Source organism: Actinophytocola sp. NPDC049390 (assembly GCF_044466355.1).
GTDB lineage: Bacteria > Actinomycetota > Actinomycetes > Mycobacteriales > Pseudonocardiaceae > Actinophytocola.
Window position 1 is genome coordinate 82,995 of sequence record NZ_JBITMQ010000015.1, and the last position, 13,029, is coordinate 96,023.

The following is a 13,029-nucleotide window of genomic DNA, read 5'->3' on the forward strand; positions in this document are numbered from 1 at the left end:
CTCCTGGCGATCGATCAGTTACCGGGGACAGTCTGTCAGTGCCCCATTCCCAGGCCACCGTCGACCGGCACGACCGCGCCGCTGATGTACGCGGCGGCGTCGGAGGCGAGGAAGGTGACGGCCGCGGCGACCTCGTCGGGCTGCCCGTAGCGGCCCGCGGGGACGCTCGCGAGGATCGTCTGCTTGCGCTCGTCGGACACCGCGTCGGTCATGTCGGTGGCGATGAAGCCCGGCGTGACCACGTTGGCGGTGATGTTGCGGCCGCCCAGCTCGCGGGTGATCGAGCGGGCCACGCCGATCAGGCCGGCCTTGCTGGCCGCGTAGTTCACCTGGCCGGGGCCGCCCGCCATCCCGACCACCGACGAGATGAAGATCATCCGGCCCCAGCGGGCCTTGAGCATCGCGCGCGTCGCGCGCTTCGCGACGCGGAAGGCGCCGGTCAGGTTGGCGTCGAGGACACGGGTGAACTGCTCCTCGGTCATCCGCATGAGCAGCGTGTCGTCGGTGATGCCCGCGTTCGCGACCAGCACCTCGACCGGGCCCTGCTTCTCCTCGATCTCCTTGAAGGCGGCGTCCACCTGCTCGGTGTCGGTGACGTCGCAGCGCACACCGAACAGGTCCTCCGGCGGCGGCTTGCCGCGGTAGGTCACCGCGACGTTGTCCCCCTGTGCGGCGAACGCCCTGGCGATGGCCAGGCCAATCCCTCGGTTACCCCCCGTTATCAGTACTGAACGGCTCACCGTGAACTCCTCGCGCGAACAACCGCCATGACCACACGCAAGGCTATCCGCCCGTTCCTGAGAGATTCTCGCGGACTCCACCCGGATGTCAGCGAGAACACCCTCATGGCAGGCGCTGCCCGATGAACAGGGCACTGCCCGCGGCCAGCAGTGCGGCAAGGGTGCCGAGCATCAGCCACGGCTTGCTCGCGTCCGCGTTCTTGGTCTCGTACCCGATCTGCTCACCGAGCGTGTCGTACACCCGGTGCAACTGGTCGGCGGTCGCCGCCCGGTAGAACTCGCCGCCGGACAGCTCCGCGATCTCCTTCATCGACTCGTCGTCCACCGGCACCGGCTGGCTCTTGCCGTCGATCGTGACCTCGCCGTCCGTCGTGCCGAACGAGATCGTCGACACGGGGATCTTCTGGTCCTTGGCGGCTCGCGCCGCGGTGAACGCGCCTCTCGGGTCGTCGCCGTCGTCGGTCGGCACCGTCTGCTTCCCGTCGGTCATCAGCACGATGCGGGCCGGTGGCGCGCCCTGCGCGCCACCCACGATCTGCGCGAAGCCGTCGATCGACTGCAACGCGGCGAAGATCGCCTCACCGGTCGCGGTGGACTCGGCGAGCTTGAGGTTGTCGATGGCCTGGACGACGCTCGCGCGTTCGGTCGTCGGCGACACCATCACGCTCGCGGTGCCCGCGAACGAGATCAGGCCGAGGTTGATGCCGGGGGTGAGCCCCTCCGCGAAGTCCTTGGCGGCGTCCTGGGCGGCACGCAGCCGGGTCGGGCGCACGTCCGTGGCCTCCATGGACAGCGACACGTCGATCACGAGCATCACGGTCGCGCGGTTGCGCGGCACCCGCTGCGTGTCGGTCGGGCCGGCCATCGCCGTCGTCAGCAGCATCAGCGAGATCACCAGCACCACGGGCGGGAGGTGCCGGATCCAGCTCTGCCGCTTCGGCGCGACCTTCTCCAGCAGCTCCAGGTTGGTGAACCGCATGGTGCGCTTGCGGCGCATCCGCTGGACGATCACGTACCCGGCGACGATCGCGGCCACCACGATCAGCAGCAGGAACCACCAGGGCGCGGTGAACCCGCCGAAGCTGAGGCCGAACATCAGGCCACCCCTCCCCCCGACCAGCGCCGCTTGCGGGCGACGACGAAACGTACGGTGTCGGCGATCCAGTCCGAGTCGGTGCGCAGCACCAGGTGCCCGGCGCCCGCGCCGCGGATCGCGGCGGCGACCCGCGCCCGGTGCTCGGCGGCCGCGGCGGCGAACTCGCGGCGCAGCAGCGCCGAGGCGTGCACCTCGCGCTGGCGGCCCGACTCCGGGTCGGAGAGCACGACCGTGCCCACCTCGGGCAGGTCGACGTCACGCGGGTCGAGCACCTCGATCGCGATCAGCTCGTGCCGGGTGGACAGGCCACGCAGCGGCCGCTGCCAGTCGATGTCGCCGAGGAAGTCCGAGATCACCACCGCGAGCCCGCGTCGGCGTGGCGGGCGGCGCAGCTGTTCGAGCGCGTCCCGCAGGTCACCACGGGTGCCCTCGGGTGCGCGCGGCGTCTCGGCGAGCTTGCGGACCAGCCCGCGGGCGTGCGCGAGCCCGCCGCGGGCAGGCACCCGGGCGGTCCGCTCACCGGTGGCGATGATCGCGCCGATCCGGTTGCCGCCCCCGCCGGTCAGGTGCGCGATCGCCGCGGTCGCGGCGACCACCAGGTCCCGCTTCTCGCACGCGGCCGTGCCGAAGTCGAGGCTCGCGGACAGGTCGGCGACCACCCACGTCTCCAGCTCGCGGTCGGCGACGGTCTCGCGGATGTGCGGCTCGGTGGTGCGTGCGGTGACGGCCCAGTCCATGCGGCGCACGTCGTCGCCGGGCTGGTAGACCCGGGCCTCACCCGGCTCGGATCCCGGCCCCGGCACGAGCCCGAGGTGGTTGCCCTGGAGCAACCCGTCGAGCCTGCGGCGCACGTCCAGTTCGAGCAACCGCAGTCCGTGCTCCATCCGATCCCCTTGCAGGATCGGCGGTGCCCAGCTCGGCCGCTCCTTCTCCCTGGACAACTAGCGACCCACCCCCACGGGCGGCGGCTGCACCCCACCCGACTGCGGGCGGGCCGAGACCTGCGGCAGCGGCACGGTCTGCAGCACGCGGGACACGATGTGGTCGACCGGCACGCCGTCGGCGAGCGCGTCGTAGGAGAGGACCAACCGGTGGCGCAGCACGTCCGGCACCACGTCCACGACGTCCTGCGGGAGCACGTAGTCACGGCCGCGGATCAGCGCGAGCGCGCGGGAGGCGGCGACGATGCCGAGACTGGCGCGCGGCGAGGCGCCGTAGGCCACCCAGCCCGCGACGTCGGCCAGGCCGTGCTCGGCCGGGGTGCGGGTCGCGAGGACGACGCGGACGGTGTAGTCGACGAGCGCGTGGTGGACGAAGACCCGCGCCGCCACGTCCTGGAGGCGGACCAGCTCGGCGGGGGTCAGCACCTGCTGCGGCTCCGGCGGGGTCACACCCATCCGGTAGACGATCTCGCGCTCCTCCTCGGCCGTCGGGTAGTCGACGATGATCTTGAAGAGGAACCGGTCGCGCTGGGCCTCCGGCAGCGGGTAGACGCCCTCGTTCTCGATCGGGTTCTGCGTCGCCAGCACGAGGAAGGGGTCAGGCATCGGGAAGGTCTGGCCGCCGATCGACACGTGCCGCTCGGCCATCACCTCGAGCATCGCCGACTGCACCTTCGCGGGCGCGCGGTTGATCTCGTCGGCGAGCACGAAGTTCGCGACCACCGGGCCCAGCTCCACGTCGAACTTCTCGCTGCCCTGCCGGTAGATCCGGGTGCCGAGGATGTCGGCGGGCACGAGGTCGGGGGTGAACTGGACGCGGGTGAACGACCCGCCGACGACCTTCGCGAAGGTCTCCACGGCGAGCGTCTTCGCGACGCCGGGCACACCTTCGAGGAGCAGGTGCCCCTTGGACAGCAGGCCGACGAGCATGCGTTCGACCAGCCGGTCCTGCCCCACGATCACCCGCTTGACCTCGAACACCGTGCGTTCGAGCAGCTGTGCGTCCCGTGCCGGGGTGCTGGCGGGCGCCTCGCCCGCCGATCCGTTCACCGACTCCGCCGGCTCGGTCACTGACCAACCTCCTCGTGAAGCTGTACTTCTCCGGCTACCAGGCAACCGGACGAGCGGTATGACGGCTGTGAGCTAGTCCGCCTCCCCGGAATTAAAAGTGTTGGTCCCGACCCAGTGCCGCTCCAGAATTGTCGGTGGCCGGGCGCATACTCCCGGCCATGGCGTACGACACCGACCTGGCCGACCGGGTCCGCGAGCTGGTCGCGACCGAGCCCGGCCTCGACGAGCGCCGCATGTTCGGCGGCCTCGCGTTCCTGATCAACGGCAACCTGTCCGTGGCGGCGAGCAACAGGGGCGGCCTGCTGGTCCGCGTGCCCCCGGCCGACACCGAGGACCTGACCGCCGACGACCGCGTCGAGCCGATGGTGATGGCGGGGCAACCGCGCCGCGGCTGGCTGCACGTGGCCGCCACGGCCGACGACGACGGCTGGGTCGCGGAGTGGGTGGGCCGCGGCGTCGCCTACGCCCGCTCCCTGCCGGTCAAACGCGGCCGCTGACCGGCGTCAGAGCAACCGGGTCGCGTAGCCGACGATGCCGCCGTAGCGAACGGGTGCGATCCGGACGCGGGAGCCCGAGTACGGGGCCTCGATCATCCGGCCGTCGCCGATGTACAGGGCGACGTGGTGGATGCGCCCGCCCGTCGCCCAGAACAGCATGTCGCCTGGCCGCTTCTGGGACAGCGGCACCTGTCTTCCCGCGTGCGCCTGGTAGCCGCTGTAGTGCGGCAGCCGGATCCCGACCCCGGCGAACGCGTAGATCATCAGGCCGGAGCAGTCGAAGCCGACCTTGTTGTAGTCGCCGAACGCGTCGGCCACGCCGCCGTCGCGGATGCCCCTGGTCGGGCCGTACGCGTTGCCGCCGCCCCAGGCGTACTGAACGCCGAGCTGCGACATCGCGCGGTTGATCACGGTGCGCACGCCGCCGGACGACGGCGGCAGGGCCACCTCCCCGCCGCCACCACCGCCGCCGGACGGGCGGGACTGCGCGGCCTCCTCAGCCTGCTTGGCGGCGAGCCAGGCGTTGTAGCGCTGCCGCTGGCTGGCGAGGCCAGTCGCGTTGGCCTGTGCCGCGGCGAGCTGTGACTCCGCGGCGTCCTTGCGCGCCTCGATCCGCGACGCGGCCGCGGCCTGGTCGGTCCTGGCCGTCACGGCGGCCGCCGTCGCCGCGTCGGCCGCCTGCTTGGCCGCGCTGGCCGCGGCCTGCTTCTGGTTGGCGAGGTCGAGTGCCGCACGGGCGGCGGAGTCCTTGTTGGCCTTGTCGGTCCTGGCCGTCTCCATCATGTCCAGGGCGTCGAGCCGGCTCTCGCCGACCGCCGCGAGCAGGTGCGCGCGGTTGAGCAGGTCGTCGGGGCTCTTCGAGCCGATGAACGCCGACATCGAACCGACGGTCGAGCCCTGCTTGTAGCTGCCGGCGGCGAACTCGTCCAACTGCGTGCGCGCGTTGTCCACGTCGGCGGACGCGGTCTGCGCGGCGATCTTCGCGGCGTCCGCGTCGGCCTTGGCTTTCGCGGCCTCGTCCTGGGCGGTCCGCAGGTCGACGAGCGCGCGGTTGGCGTCCTCCATCTTCAGCTCGACCTGGGCCTGCAGCTGCGCGAGCTGGGCCTCGGCCTGCGCGACCTGGTTGGTGAGCTGCCCGACCTTCGTCGCCTTGGCCCTGGCGTCGGCCTTGCTGGCGCCCAGCTCCGAGTCGCTCGGGTTCGGCGGCGGTGGCGGCACGGCGACCGCCGTGCCCGCGCCCATGCTCACGACGAGCAACAGCGACGCCGCGATGATCCGAAGCCCGGTACCGACTCCTCCGCTCACCACTCGTCCCTCCCTCGCGCTCCCCTGAACTGCGGGGACAGCGGCCTCACTGTGCCACTTTGGACACGTTTCGCACCAGTCGCAACACCAGAAACAGGGACAACCTGCGCAACTTTCACCCCTGTGGACACGTCAGACACACCCTGAGTGTCACGGAGGGTTGTCCGGGCGGGCCGCGACGAGGGCTGACACCATGGCGGCCGTGCTGACGACGTCCGGGGGCCGCCCGCACACGCCCGTCGCGTTCGCCGCCGCCGCGGTGGCCGTGGCCGGCCTGGCGGCGGTGGGGGTCGGCACGTTTCTGCCGTGGGTGCGGTCGGGGGACGTGCTGCGGGACAGCTACCAGTCGATCGCGCTCATCCGCACGATCAACGTCCTCGACGGGAGCCCGCTCGCGCTGGTTCTCGACACGTGGACGCTGCTGATCCCGGTGATCACCGTCTGCGTCGTCGTGTACGCGCTGGGTTTCCGCCGGTCGGCCGCAACACTTTCCGGCGTTGTGGCGATAATCAGCGGAACCGTGGCGGGGTCCGCCACCGTCGTAAGCGGTGGCGAGGAAGTCCACCTCGGTATCTCGAGCACCGGCCCGGTGACGACGTTGATCGGGTCTGTACTGACACTGGTCGGGGTCGTCGGCATCTTCGCTGGCCGACGCAGTCGCGCGACCGAAGACGCAGGAGGGGAACCGTGACCTATCCAGGTTCTGGCGGCCAGTGGCAGCCGAACGATCCGAACCAGCAGAACCCGGGGGGCTACCAGCAGCCGGGTTACGGCCAGCAGCCCGGTTACCCGCAGCAGCAGGGCTACCCGCAGACCGGGCCGCAGCCGACGCAGGGCTACCCGCAGCAGGGTTACCCCCAGACCGGGCCGCAGGGCTTCCAGCAGCCGCAGTACGGGCAGCCCAACTACGGCGGTCTCGGCGGCCAGCCGCCGAAGAAGCGCGGCAAGGGCCCCATCATCGGCGCGGTCGCCGCGGTGGTCGTGGTCGCGCTCGGCGTCGCCGCGACGATCTTCGTGCTGAACCGCAGCAGCAGCGACCAGGCCGGTCAGGACAACCCGACGCAGGCGGCGACCAACCTGGTCAACAGCCTCAGCCAGGGTGACGTGCTCGGCGTGCTGGAGAGCCTGACGCCCGCCGAGTCCGCGCTGCTCGTCGACTTCAACGCCAAGACCACCCAGCGCCTCAAGGAGCTGAAGGTCTACAAGGAGGACGCCGACCCGAACAAGCTGCACGGCGCGGCGGTCGAGGCGACGAACCTCAAGTACGACGAGAAGGGCGCGGAGAAGGTCAACGACCACCTGACCATCACCAAGCTCATCGGCGGCACCGTGGCGGTCCGTTCGGACATCAACGAGCTGCCGCTCACCGAGGAGTTCATGGACGCGGCGTTCCCGGACGGCATGGTCAGCACCGAGCCGACGAACGAGAAGGTGGACATCGCCGAGGTCGTCAAGGAGACCGGCGAGCCGATCCGCATCGCGACCGTCAAGGTCGACGACAAGTGGTACCCGAGCCTCTTCTACTCGGTCGCCGACTACGCCCTGCTCGACGCGGGCGAGGAGTGGCCGTCGGAGCCGATCGCGAACAACGGCGCCGGTTCCGCGGAGGACGCCGTCAAGGAGATGGTGCAGGCCTCGATCAACGCCGACGTCGAGCGCGTCATCGAGCTGCTGCCGCCGGACGAGATGGGCGCCCTGCACGACGCGGGCCCGGTCCTGGTCGAGGCGGCGGGCAGCCCGCCCCCGGCGCCCGTGGAGGTCGTCAACCTCGACGTCGAGGCCACCGACGCCGAGACCGGCGGCATGCGGGTCATGCTGAAGGAGGTCGAGGTCAAGGCCGAGGGCGAGACGTTCCGCGTCACCAAGGACGGCGACTGCTACGCCGCCGAGGCCCAGGGCGAGCAGCAGCGGTTCTGCGCCGAGGACGTGGCCGCCGAGATGGGCGACAGCGACATGCCGGCCGACGTCCAGCAGGCGCTCGCCAACCTGGCGTCCGGCATGCTCAAGAACACGGGCGTGGTCGCCACCGAGTACGAGGGCAAGTGGTACGTCAGTCCGCTGCGCACGTACAGCGAGCTGGGCCTGACCGCCCTGTCCGACCTGACCCCGGAGGACGTGCTCGCGCTCGTCTCGATGGGCTGAGGTCTCTCACTCCGGAACGGCCCGGCACTCCTCTCTCGGGGGGTGCCGGGCCGTTCCGCGTCCCGGGCGTTCCCGGCACGCGCGCCTGTGGACGGACGGACCGGTTTTGTCCGTGGTGGCGGCTAGGCTGGATGTCGGGGGGCCGGAGGCCGCCGCAAGGCGCGCCATGGCCGACAGCGCTCAGAGCTTGTCCGCGACGACGACCACGCGATGGCCGAGGCGGCTGGCGACGTCGGCGACGAACCCGCTGCCCAGAGGCGGCCAGTTCCAGAACGTGAAGCCGAGGTACCCGAACGCCCATGGCGGGTCCCAGCCCCAGTCGTTCAGCCCGGCAGTTCGCCCACAGGCCCGGCACGAGTGCCCGCCGACGCCGCTCTCGAACCAGGTGCCGATCGTGTCGGACACCTCGTCCCACTCGGCGGAGGCCCCGCAGTGCGGGCACGAAACGCGGTCGACGCCGGACTGCCCGCCATGGAACACCGTCCGCCCGATCCTCACGTCGAGACCGTCCCCGACGGGGAACGGGACGTCAACGTCGTCCGCGGCTCGCGCGCATCGCGGGCCCGGCGGGTAGCCGAGGTCCTCGGCGCCGAGCAGGCAGTGCGTCCGCCCGCCGAGGACGATCCCCTCCGCGACGAGCCACGCGACGACCTCGTCCGCGAGCCCTGCCGCCTCGTCCGGCGTCGCGTCGACGTCCGCGATGGTCTGGAACCATTCGCCCACAGGCGTCAACCCTCCAGGAACTCCAGGCGGTTGCCGACGGGGTCGTTCGCGTGGAAGCGGCGGCGGCCGGGGATCTCGGCGGGGTCGGCCCAGCGGATCTCGTGGCCCGCGGCCGTGATCGCGGCGGCCGTGGCGTCGACGTCCACCACGAAGGCCGGGTGCGCCTTCTTCGCGGGGCGGAAGTCGTCCTCGATGCCCACGTGGAGTTCCGCGTCCGGGCCGCCGTGGCCGGGGACCTGGAACCAGCAGCCGCCCCGGGCCGCCAGCAGAGGTGGTTTCGGCAGCTCGGACCAGCCCAGCACACCGCCGTAGAACTCCCTGAGGCGATCTTCACTGCCGACAGGTGCGGCGATCTGTACGTGGTGCAGCATGGTGGCGACCCTCCCTTGGCGTCGAATACAGGACAAGCGTACTGTTTGACACGAGAGAGGTCGTTCCCGAACCGCACACCACAGGCCAATGGAGTTGGACGTGACCGCACCAGCAAGCAAGGACACCTTCGGCGCCCGCCAATCGCTGACCGTCGGCGATGCCTCGCACGAGGTGTTCCGGCTCGATGCCGTCGCCGGCTCCGAGCGCCTCCCCTACAGCCTGAAGATCCTGCTCGAGAACCTGCTGCGCACCGAGGACGGCGCGAACACCACCGCCGACCACGTCAACGCGCTCGCGAACTGGGACCCGGCCGCCGAGCCGTCGACGGAGATCCAGTTCACGCCGGGCCGCGTGGTCATGCAGGACTTCACCGGCGTGCCGTGCGTCGTGGACCTCGCCACCATGCGCGAGGCGGTCACCGCACTGAGCGGCGACCCGGCCAAGGTCAACCCGCTCGCACCGGCCGAGCTGGTGATCGACCACTCCGTGATCGCCGACATCTTCGGCCGCCCGGACGCGTTCGAGCGCAACGTCGACCTCGAGTACGAGCGCAACAAGGAGCGCTACCAGTTCCTGCGCTGGGGCCAGAGCGCGTTCGACGAGTTCAAGGTCGTCCCGCCGGGCACCGGCATCGTGCACCAGGTCAACATCGAGCACCTGGCGCGCGTGGTGATGACCCGCGGCGGGCAGGCCTACCCGGACACGCTGGTCGGCACCGACAGCCACACCACCATGGTCAACGGCCTCGGCGTGCTGGGCTGGGGCGTCGGCGGCATCGAGGCCGAGGCCGCGATGCTGGGCCAGCCGGTGTCGATGCTCATCCCGCGCGTCGTCGGCTTCAAGCTCGACGGTGAGCTGCCCCCGGGCGCCACCGCGACCGACCTGGTGCTGACGATCACCGAGATGCTGCGCGAGCACGGCGTGGTCGGCAAGTTCGTCGAGTTCTACGGCGAGGGCGTGTCGGCCGTGCCGCTCGCGAACCGCGCCACGATCGGCAACATGAGCCCCGAGTTCGGCTCCACCTGCGCGATCTTCCCGATCGACGGCGAGACGGTCGAGTACCTGAAGTTCACCGGTCGCTCCGCCGAGCAGGTCGCGCTGGTCGAGGCCTACGCCAAGGAGCAGGGCCTCTGGCACGACCCGTCCGCCGAGCCCGCCTACTCCGAGACGCTGTCGCTGGACCTGTCGACGGTCGTCCCGTCGATCGCGGGCCCGAAGCGCCCGCAGGACCGCATCGCCCTGTCCGACGCGAAGCCCGCGTTCCGCTCCGCGCTGACCAACTACACCGACGACGCCCCGCACTCCCCGGTGGACGAGTCGGTCGAGGAGTCCTTCCCCGCCTCGGACGCGCCCGCGTACTCGGGCAGCGGCAACGGTGAGGGCAAGCCGGTGCACCACACCGCGGCCGAGGGCGCGGCGGGCCGCCCGAGCAAGCCGACCAAGGTCACCCTCGACGGCGCCGAGTTCGAAGTGGACCACGGCGCGGTCGCGATCGCCGCGATCACGTCCTGCACCAACACGTCCAACCCGTCGGTGATGATCGGCGCCGCCCTGCTCGCGAAGAAGGCCGTCGAGAAGGGCCTGTCCCGCAAGCCGTGGGTGAAGACGACGCTGGCGCCGGGCTCGAAGGTCGTCATGGACTACTACGAGCGGGCCGGGCTGCTGCCGTACCTGGAGAAGCTGGGCTTCCACCTGGTCGGCTACGGCTGCACCACGTGCATCGGCAACTCGGGCCCGCTGCAGGAGGAGATCTCGGCGGCGGTCAACGAGGCCGACCTCGCGGTCGTGTCCGTGCTGTCCGGCAACCGCAACTTCGAGGGCCGGATCAACCCGGACATCAAGATGAACTACCTCGCGTCCCCGCCGCTGGTGGTGGCGTACGCCCTCGCCGGTTCGATGGACAAGGACATCACCACCGAGCCGTTGGGCACCGGCACCGACGGTCAGCCCGTGTACCTGTCGGACATCTGGCCGAGCCCGCAGGAGATCCAGGACGTGGTCGCGTCGGCGATCTCCTCGGAGATGTTCGCGAACGACTACGCGGACGTGTTCGCCGGCGACGAGCGCTGGCGTTCGCTGCCCACCCCGTCCGGCAACACCTTCGAGTGGGACGCCGAGTCGACCTACGTCCGCAAGCCCCCGTACTTCGAGGGCATGGAACTGAGCCCGGCCCCGGTCACCGACATCGCGGACGCCCGCGTCCTGGCGCTGCTGGGTGACTCGGTGACGACCGACCACATCTCCCCCGCCGGTGCCATCAAGCAGGACTCGCCCGCGGGCAAGTACCTGACCGAGCACGGCGTGGCACGCAAGGACTTCAACTCGTACGGTTCCCGTCGCGGCAACCACGAGGTGATGATCCGCGGCACGTTCGCCAACATCCGCCTCCGCAACCTGCTCCTGAACGACGTCCAGGGCGGCTTCACCCGCAACTTCCTCGCGGGCGGCGAGCAGACGACGATCTACGACGCGTCCGTCACCTACGCGGAGGCGGGCGTGCCGCTGGTCGTGCTGGCCGGCAAGGAGTACGGCTCGGGTTCGTCGCGTGACTGGGCGGCAAAGGGCACCTCCCTCCTCGGTGTGCGCGCGGTGATCGCGGAGTCGTTCGAGCGGATCCACCGCTCGAACCTGATCGGCATGGGCGTGCTGCCCCTGCAGTTCCCGCAGGGCGAGTCCGCCGAGTCGCTGGGCCTCGACGGCACGGAGACCTTCTCCATCGAGGGCGTGACAAAGCTCAACGACGGCGAGACCCCGCGCACGGTCGCGGTGACCGCGAAGGCGGAAGACGGCTCGACGAAGGAGTTCGACGCGGTGGTCCGCATCGACACCCCCGGTGAGGCCGACTACTACCGCAACGGCGGCATCATGCAGTACGTCCTGCGCAAGATGGTCAACAGCTGACGATCCCCTTCCCGGTGCCCGGCGACTTCCGAGTCGCCGGGCACCGTGCTATTTCGGAGGGTGCGCCAACGTCCCGAAAGCGTCCTTCAGGGCATTGCACCGCCCGCGAAGCGGGCCCCAGCCCCGTGCACAAGCCGGGCGCCAGCCCACAAGGACGGCCTTCCTGCCCTCCCCGAGATCAGCCCGTCCGGAGAGGACACCACCCCGCAACGGGAAAACGATCAAGGCAGACAGCACAACACAGGAACCACCGCCGGAATCAGGTGCCCGTACGCTCCTCCCTGTGCACCCGCAGCAGCAGTGACACCCAGGTCCGGAAAGGACGCCACTCGTCCGCCACCTCGCGCAGCTCCGCCTTCGTCGTCGCCCGGTACAGGCGACGCATCTCATCGTGCAGGCGCGTTTCCGCCTCCGGGAAGCCGTCCGGGTGGGCCGCTCCGCGCAGCAGCACCAGCTCCGCCGAGAAGTCACCGATGCCCGGCAACGTCTTCAGGCGCGCCAGGGCTTCCGCCACCGACATGGCCCGGAGTTCCTCCGCGTCCAGGCCACCCGCCTCCGCTGCCTGCGCGATCGCCTTCATGCGGTCGCTCTTCACCTCGCTCACCATCGGCACCCGCGGCAGTGCGCGCAGGACCGCCGGGGACGGGAAGGTCGGCAGCACCACCCCGTGCACGTCGACGGGCACCCCCAGCTCCACGGCCAGGTTGCGTTTGATGGTCGCCGCCTGGGTCATCCGGATCCGGTGGCCGATGACGGCGAAACACGCGGCCTCGTACGGGGAGTGGAACGCCACCGGGCGCAGCCCCGGGTACCGGGCCTGCAGCTCCGCCACCACCGGGTCCCGCGCGCCGACGGCCGGGAACGTCGTGCCGTCGATGTCCACGGACAGGATGCGCCGCGCGGCCACCACCGCGGCGTCCACATCGGACGGATGCCCCTGGACGGCCATGCGCACCGGGCCCTGCGGGATCGGTTGTTTCACCAGTACGCCAACGGGCCGCCAGCTCGGAGCCACCGGGAACGCGAGGCGCAGCTCGCCGGGGCGGGACGCCGCGTCGGCCCGGGCGGCGGGCGCGAAGCCCTCGAGGAAACGGGCGCTCGCCATGAGGTCGAACTGCCCCTGAACAGGAACGTCAAGCCAAGTGACCTGGTCGATGGTTGTCATGGGGACAGGATGCGTCGGGGCACCGACAGAAAACGGCCGGAAACCGAGCGAATGGGACATCGGCTCGGAGAAAGTG

General features: G+C 70.8%; 12 protein-coding genes. 4 read left to right on the plus strand and 8 right to left on the minus strand.

Annotated features, from left to right (window positions below):
- Positions 1-35: 35 nt before the first annotated feature.
- From fabG to ACIBVP_RS35045, 4 genes are all read right to left on the minus strand, one after another.
- Positions 36-740: a 3-oxoacyl-ACP reductase FabG gene (fabG, locus tag ACIBVP_RS35030; protein WP_396110749.1), complete on the minus strand. Its 705-nt coding sequence runs from the start codon at positions 738-740 to the stop codon at positions 36-38.
- A gap of 103 nt (positions 741-843) precedes the next feature.
- Positions 844-1,836 carry a VWA domain-containing protein gene (locus ACIBVP_RS35035; protein ID WP_396110750.1) on the minus strand — a complete coding sequence of 331 codons (993 nt, stop codon included), beginning with the start codon at positions 1,834-1,836 and terminating at the stop codon, positions 844-846.
- Entirely contained in the window at positions 1,836-2,720 is an 885-nt protein-coding gene (locus tag ACIBVP_RS35040) for a DUF58 domain-containing protein (RefSeq protein ID WP_396110751.1), read from the minus strand. The genes ACIBVP_RS35035 and ACIBVP_RS35040 overlap by 1 nt, the downstream gene beginning before the upstream one ends.
- Before the next feature lie 57 nt (positions 2,721-2,777).
- Positions 2,778-3,848 (minus strand): AAA family ATPase, encoded by a 1,071-nt coding sequence (locus ACIBVP_RS35045; RefSeq protein WP_396110752.1) that lies wholly within the window; start codon positions 3,846-3,848, stop codon positions 2,778-2,780.
- 158 nt (positions 3,849-4,006) lie between these two features.
- On the opposite strand from ACIBVP_RS35045, the gene ACIBVP_RS35050 reads away from it, so the two are divergent.
- Positions 4,007-4,345 (plus strand): TfoX/Sxy family protein, encoded by a 339-nt coding sequence (locus tag ACIBVP_RS35050; protein ID WP_396110753.1) that lies wholly within the window; start codon positions 4,007-4,009, stop codon positions 4,343-4,345.
- A gap of 6 nt (positions 4,346-4,351) precedes the next feature.
- Here ACIBVP_RS35050 and ACIBVP_RS35055 read toward each other — a convergent pair whose 3' ends face one another.
- Positions 4,352-5,653, minus strand: a complete 1,302-nt coding sequence (locus ACIBVP_RS35055; RefSeq protein ID WP_396110754.1) for an NlpC/P60 family protein — start codon at positions 5,651-5,653, stop codon at positions 4,352-4,354.
- A gap of 199 nt (positions 5,654-5,852) precedes the next feature.
- On the opposite strand from ACIBVP_RS35055, the gene ACIBVP_RS35060 reads away from it, so the two are divergent.
- Both ACIBVP_RS35060 and ACIBVP_RS35065 read left to right on the plus strand, forming a co-directional pair.
- Positions 5,853-6,341: a hypothetical protein gene (locus ACIBVP_RS35060; RefSeq protein WP_396110755.1), complete on the plus strand. Its 489-nt coding sequence runs from the start codon at positions 5,853-5,855 to the stop codon at positions 6,339-6,341.
- Positions 6,338-7,792 carry a flagellar basal body protein FliL gene (locus tag ACIBVP_RS35065; RefSeq protein WP_396110756.1) on the plus strand — a complete coding sequence of 485 codons (1,455 nt, stop codon included), beginning with the start codon at positions 6,338-6,340 and terminating at the stop codon, positions 7,790-7,792. Before ACIBVP_RS35060 ends, ACIBVP_RS35065 begins: the two co-directional genes overlap by 4 nt.
- 180 nt (positions 7,793-7,972) lie before the next feature.
- Here the strand turns inward: ACIBVP_RS35065 and ACIBVP_RS35070 are convergent, their stop codons facing one another.
- Both ACIBVP_RS35070 and ACIBVP_RS35075 read right to left on the minus strand, forming a co-directional pair.
- Positions 7,973-8,515 (minus strand): hypothetical protein, encoded by a 543-nt coding sequence (locus tag ACIBVP_RS35070; protein WP_396110757.1) that lies wholly within the window; start codon positions 8,513-8,515, stop codon positions 7,973-7,975.
- Positions 8,516-8,520: 5 nt separating this feature from the next.
- Entirely contained in the window at positions 8,521-8,886 is a 366-nt protein-coding gene (locus tag ACIBVP_RS35075; protein WP_396110758.1) for a VOC family protein, read from the minus strand.
- Positions 8,887-8,986: 100 nt separating this feature from the next.
- Between ACIBVP_RS35075 and ACIBVP_RS35080 the strand changes: the two genes are divergently transcribed.
- Positions 8,987-11,788 (plus strand): aconitate hydratase, encoded by a 2,802-nt coding sequence (locus ACIBVP_RS35080; protein WP_396110759.1) that lies wholly within the window; start codon positions 8,987-8,989, stop codon positions 11,786-11,788.
- 259 nt (positions 11,789-12,047) lie between these two features.
- Here the strand turns inward: ACIBVP_RS35080 and ACIBVP_RS35085 are convergent, their stop codons facing one another.
- Positions 12,048-12,953 (minus strand): DNA-3-methyladenine glycosylase family protein, encoded by a 906-nt coding sequence (locus tag ACIBVP_RS35085; protein WP_396110760.1) that lies wholly within the window; start codon positions 12,951-12,953, stop codon positions 12,048-12,050.
- Between the last annotated feature and the right edge of the window lie 76 nt (positions 12,954-13,029).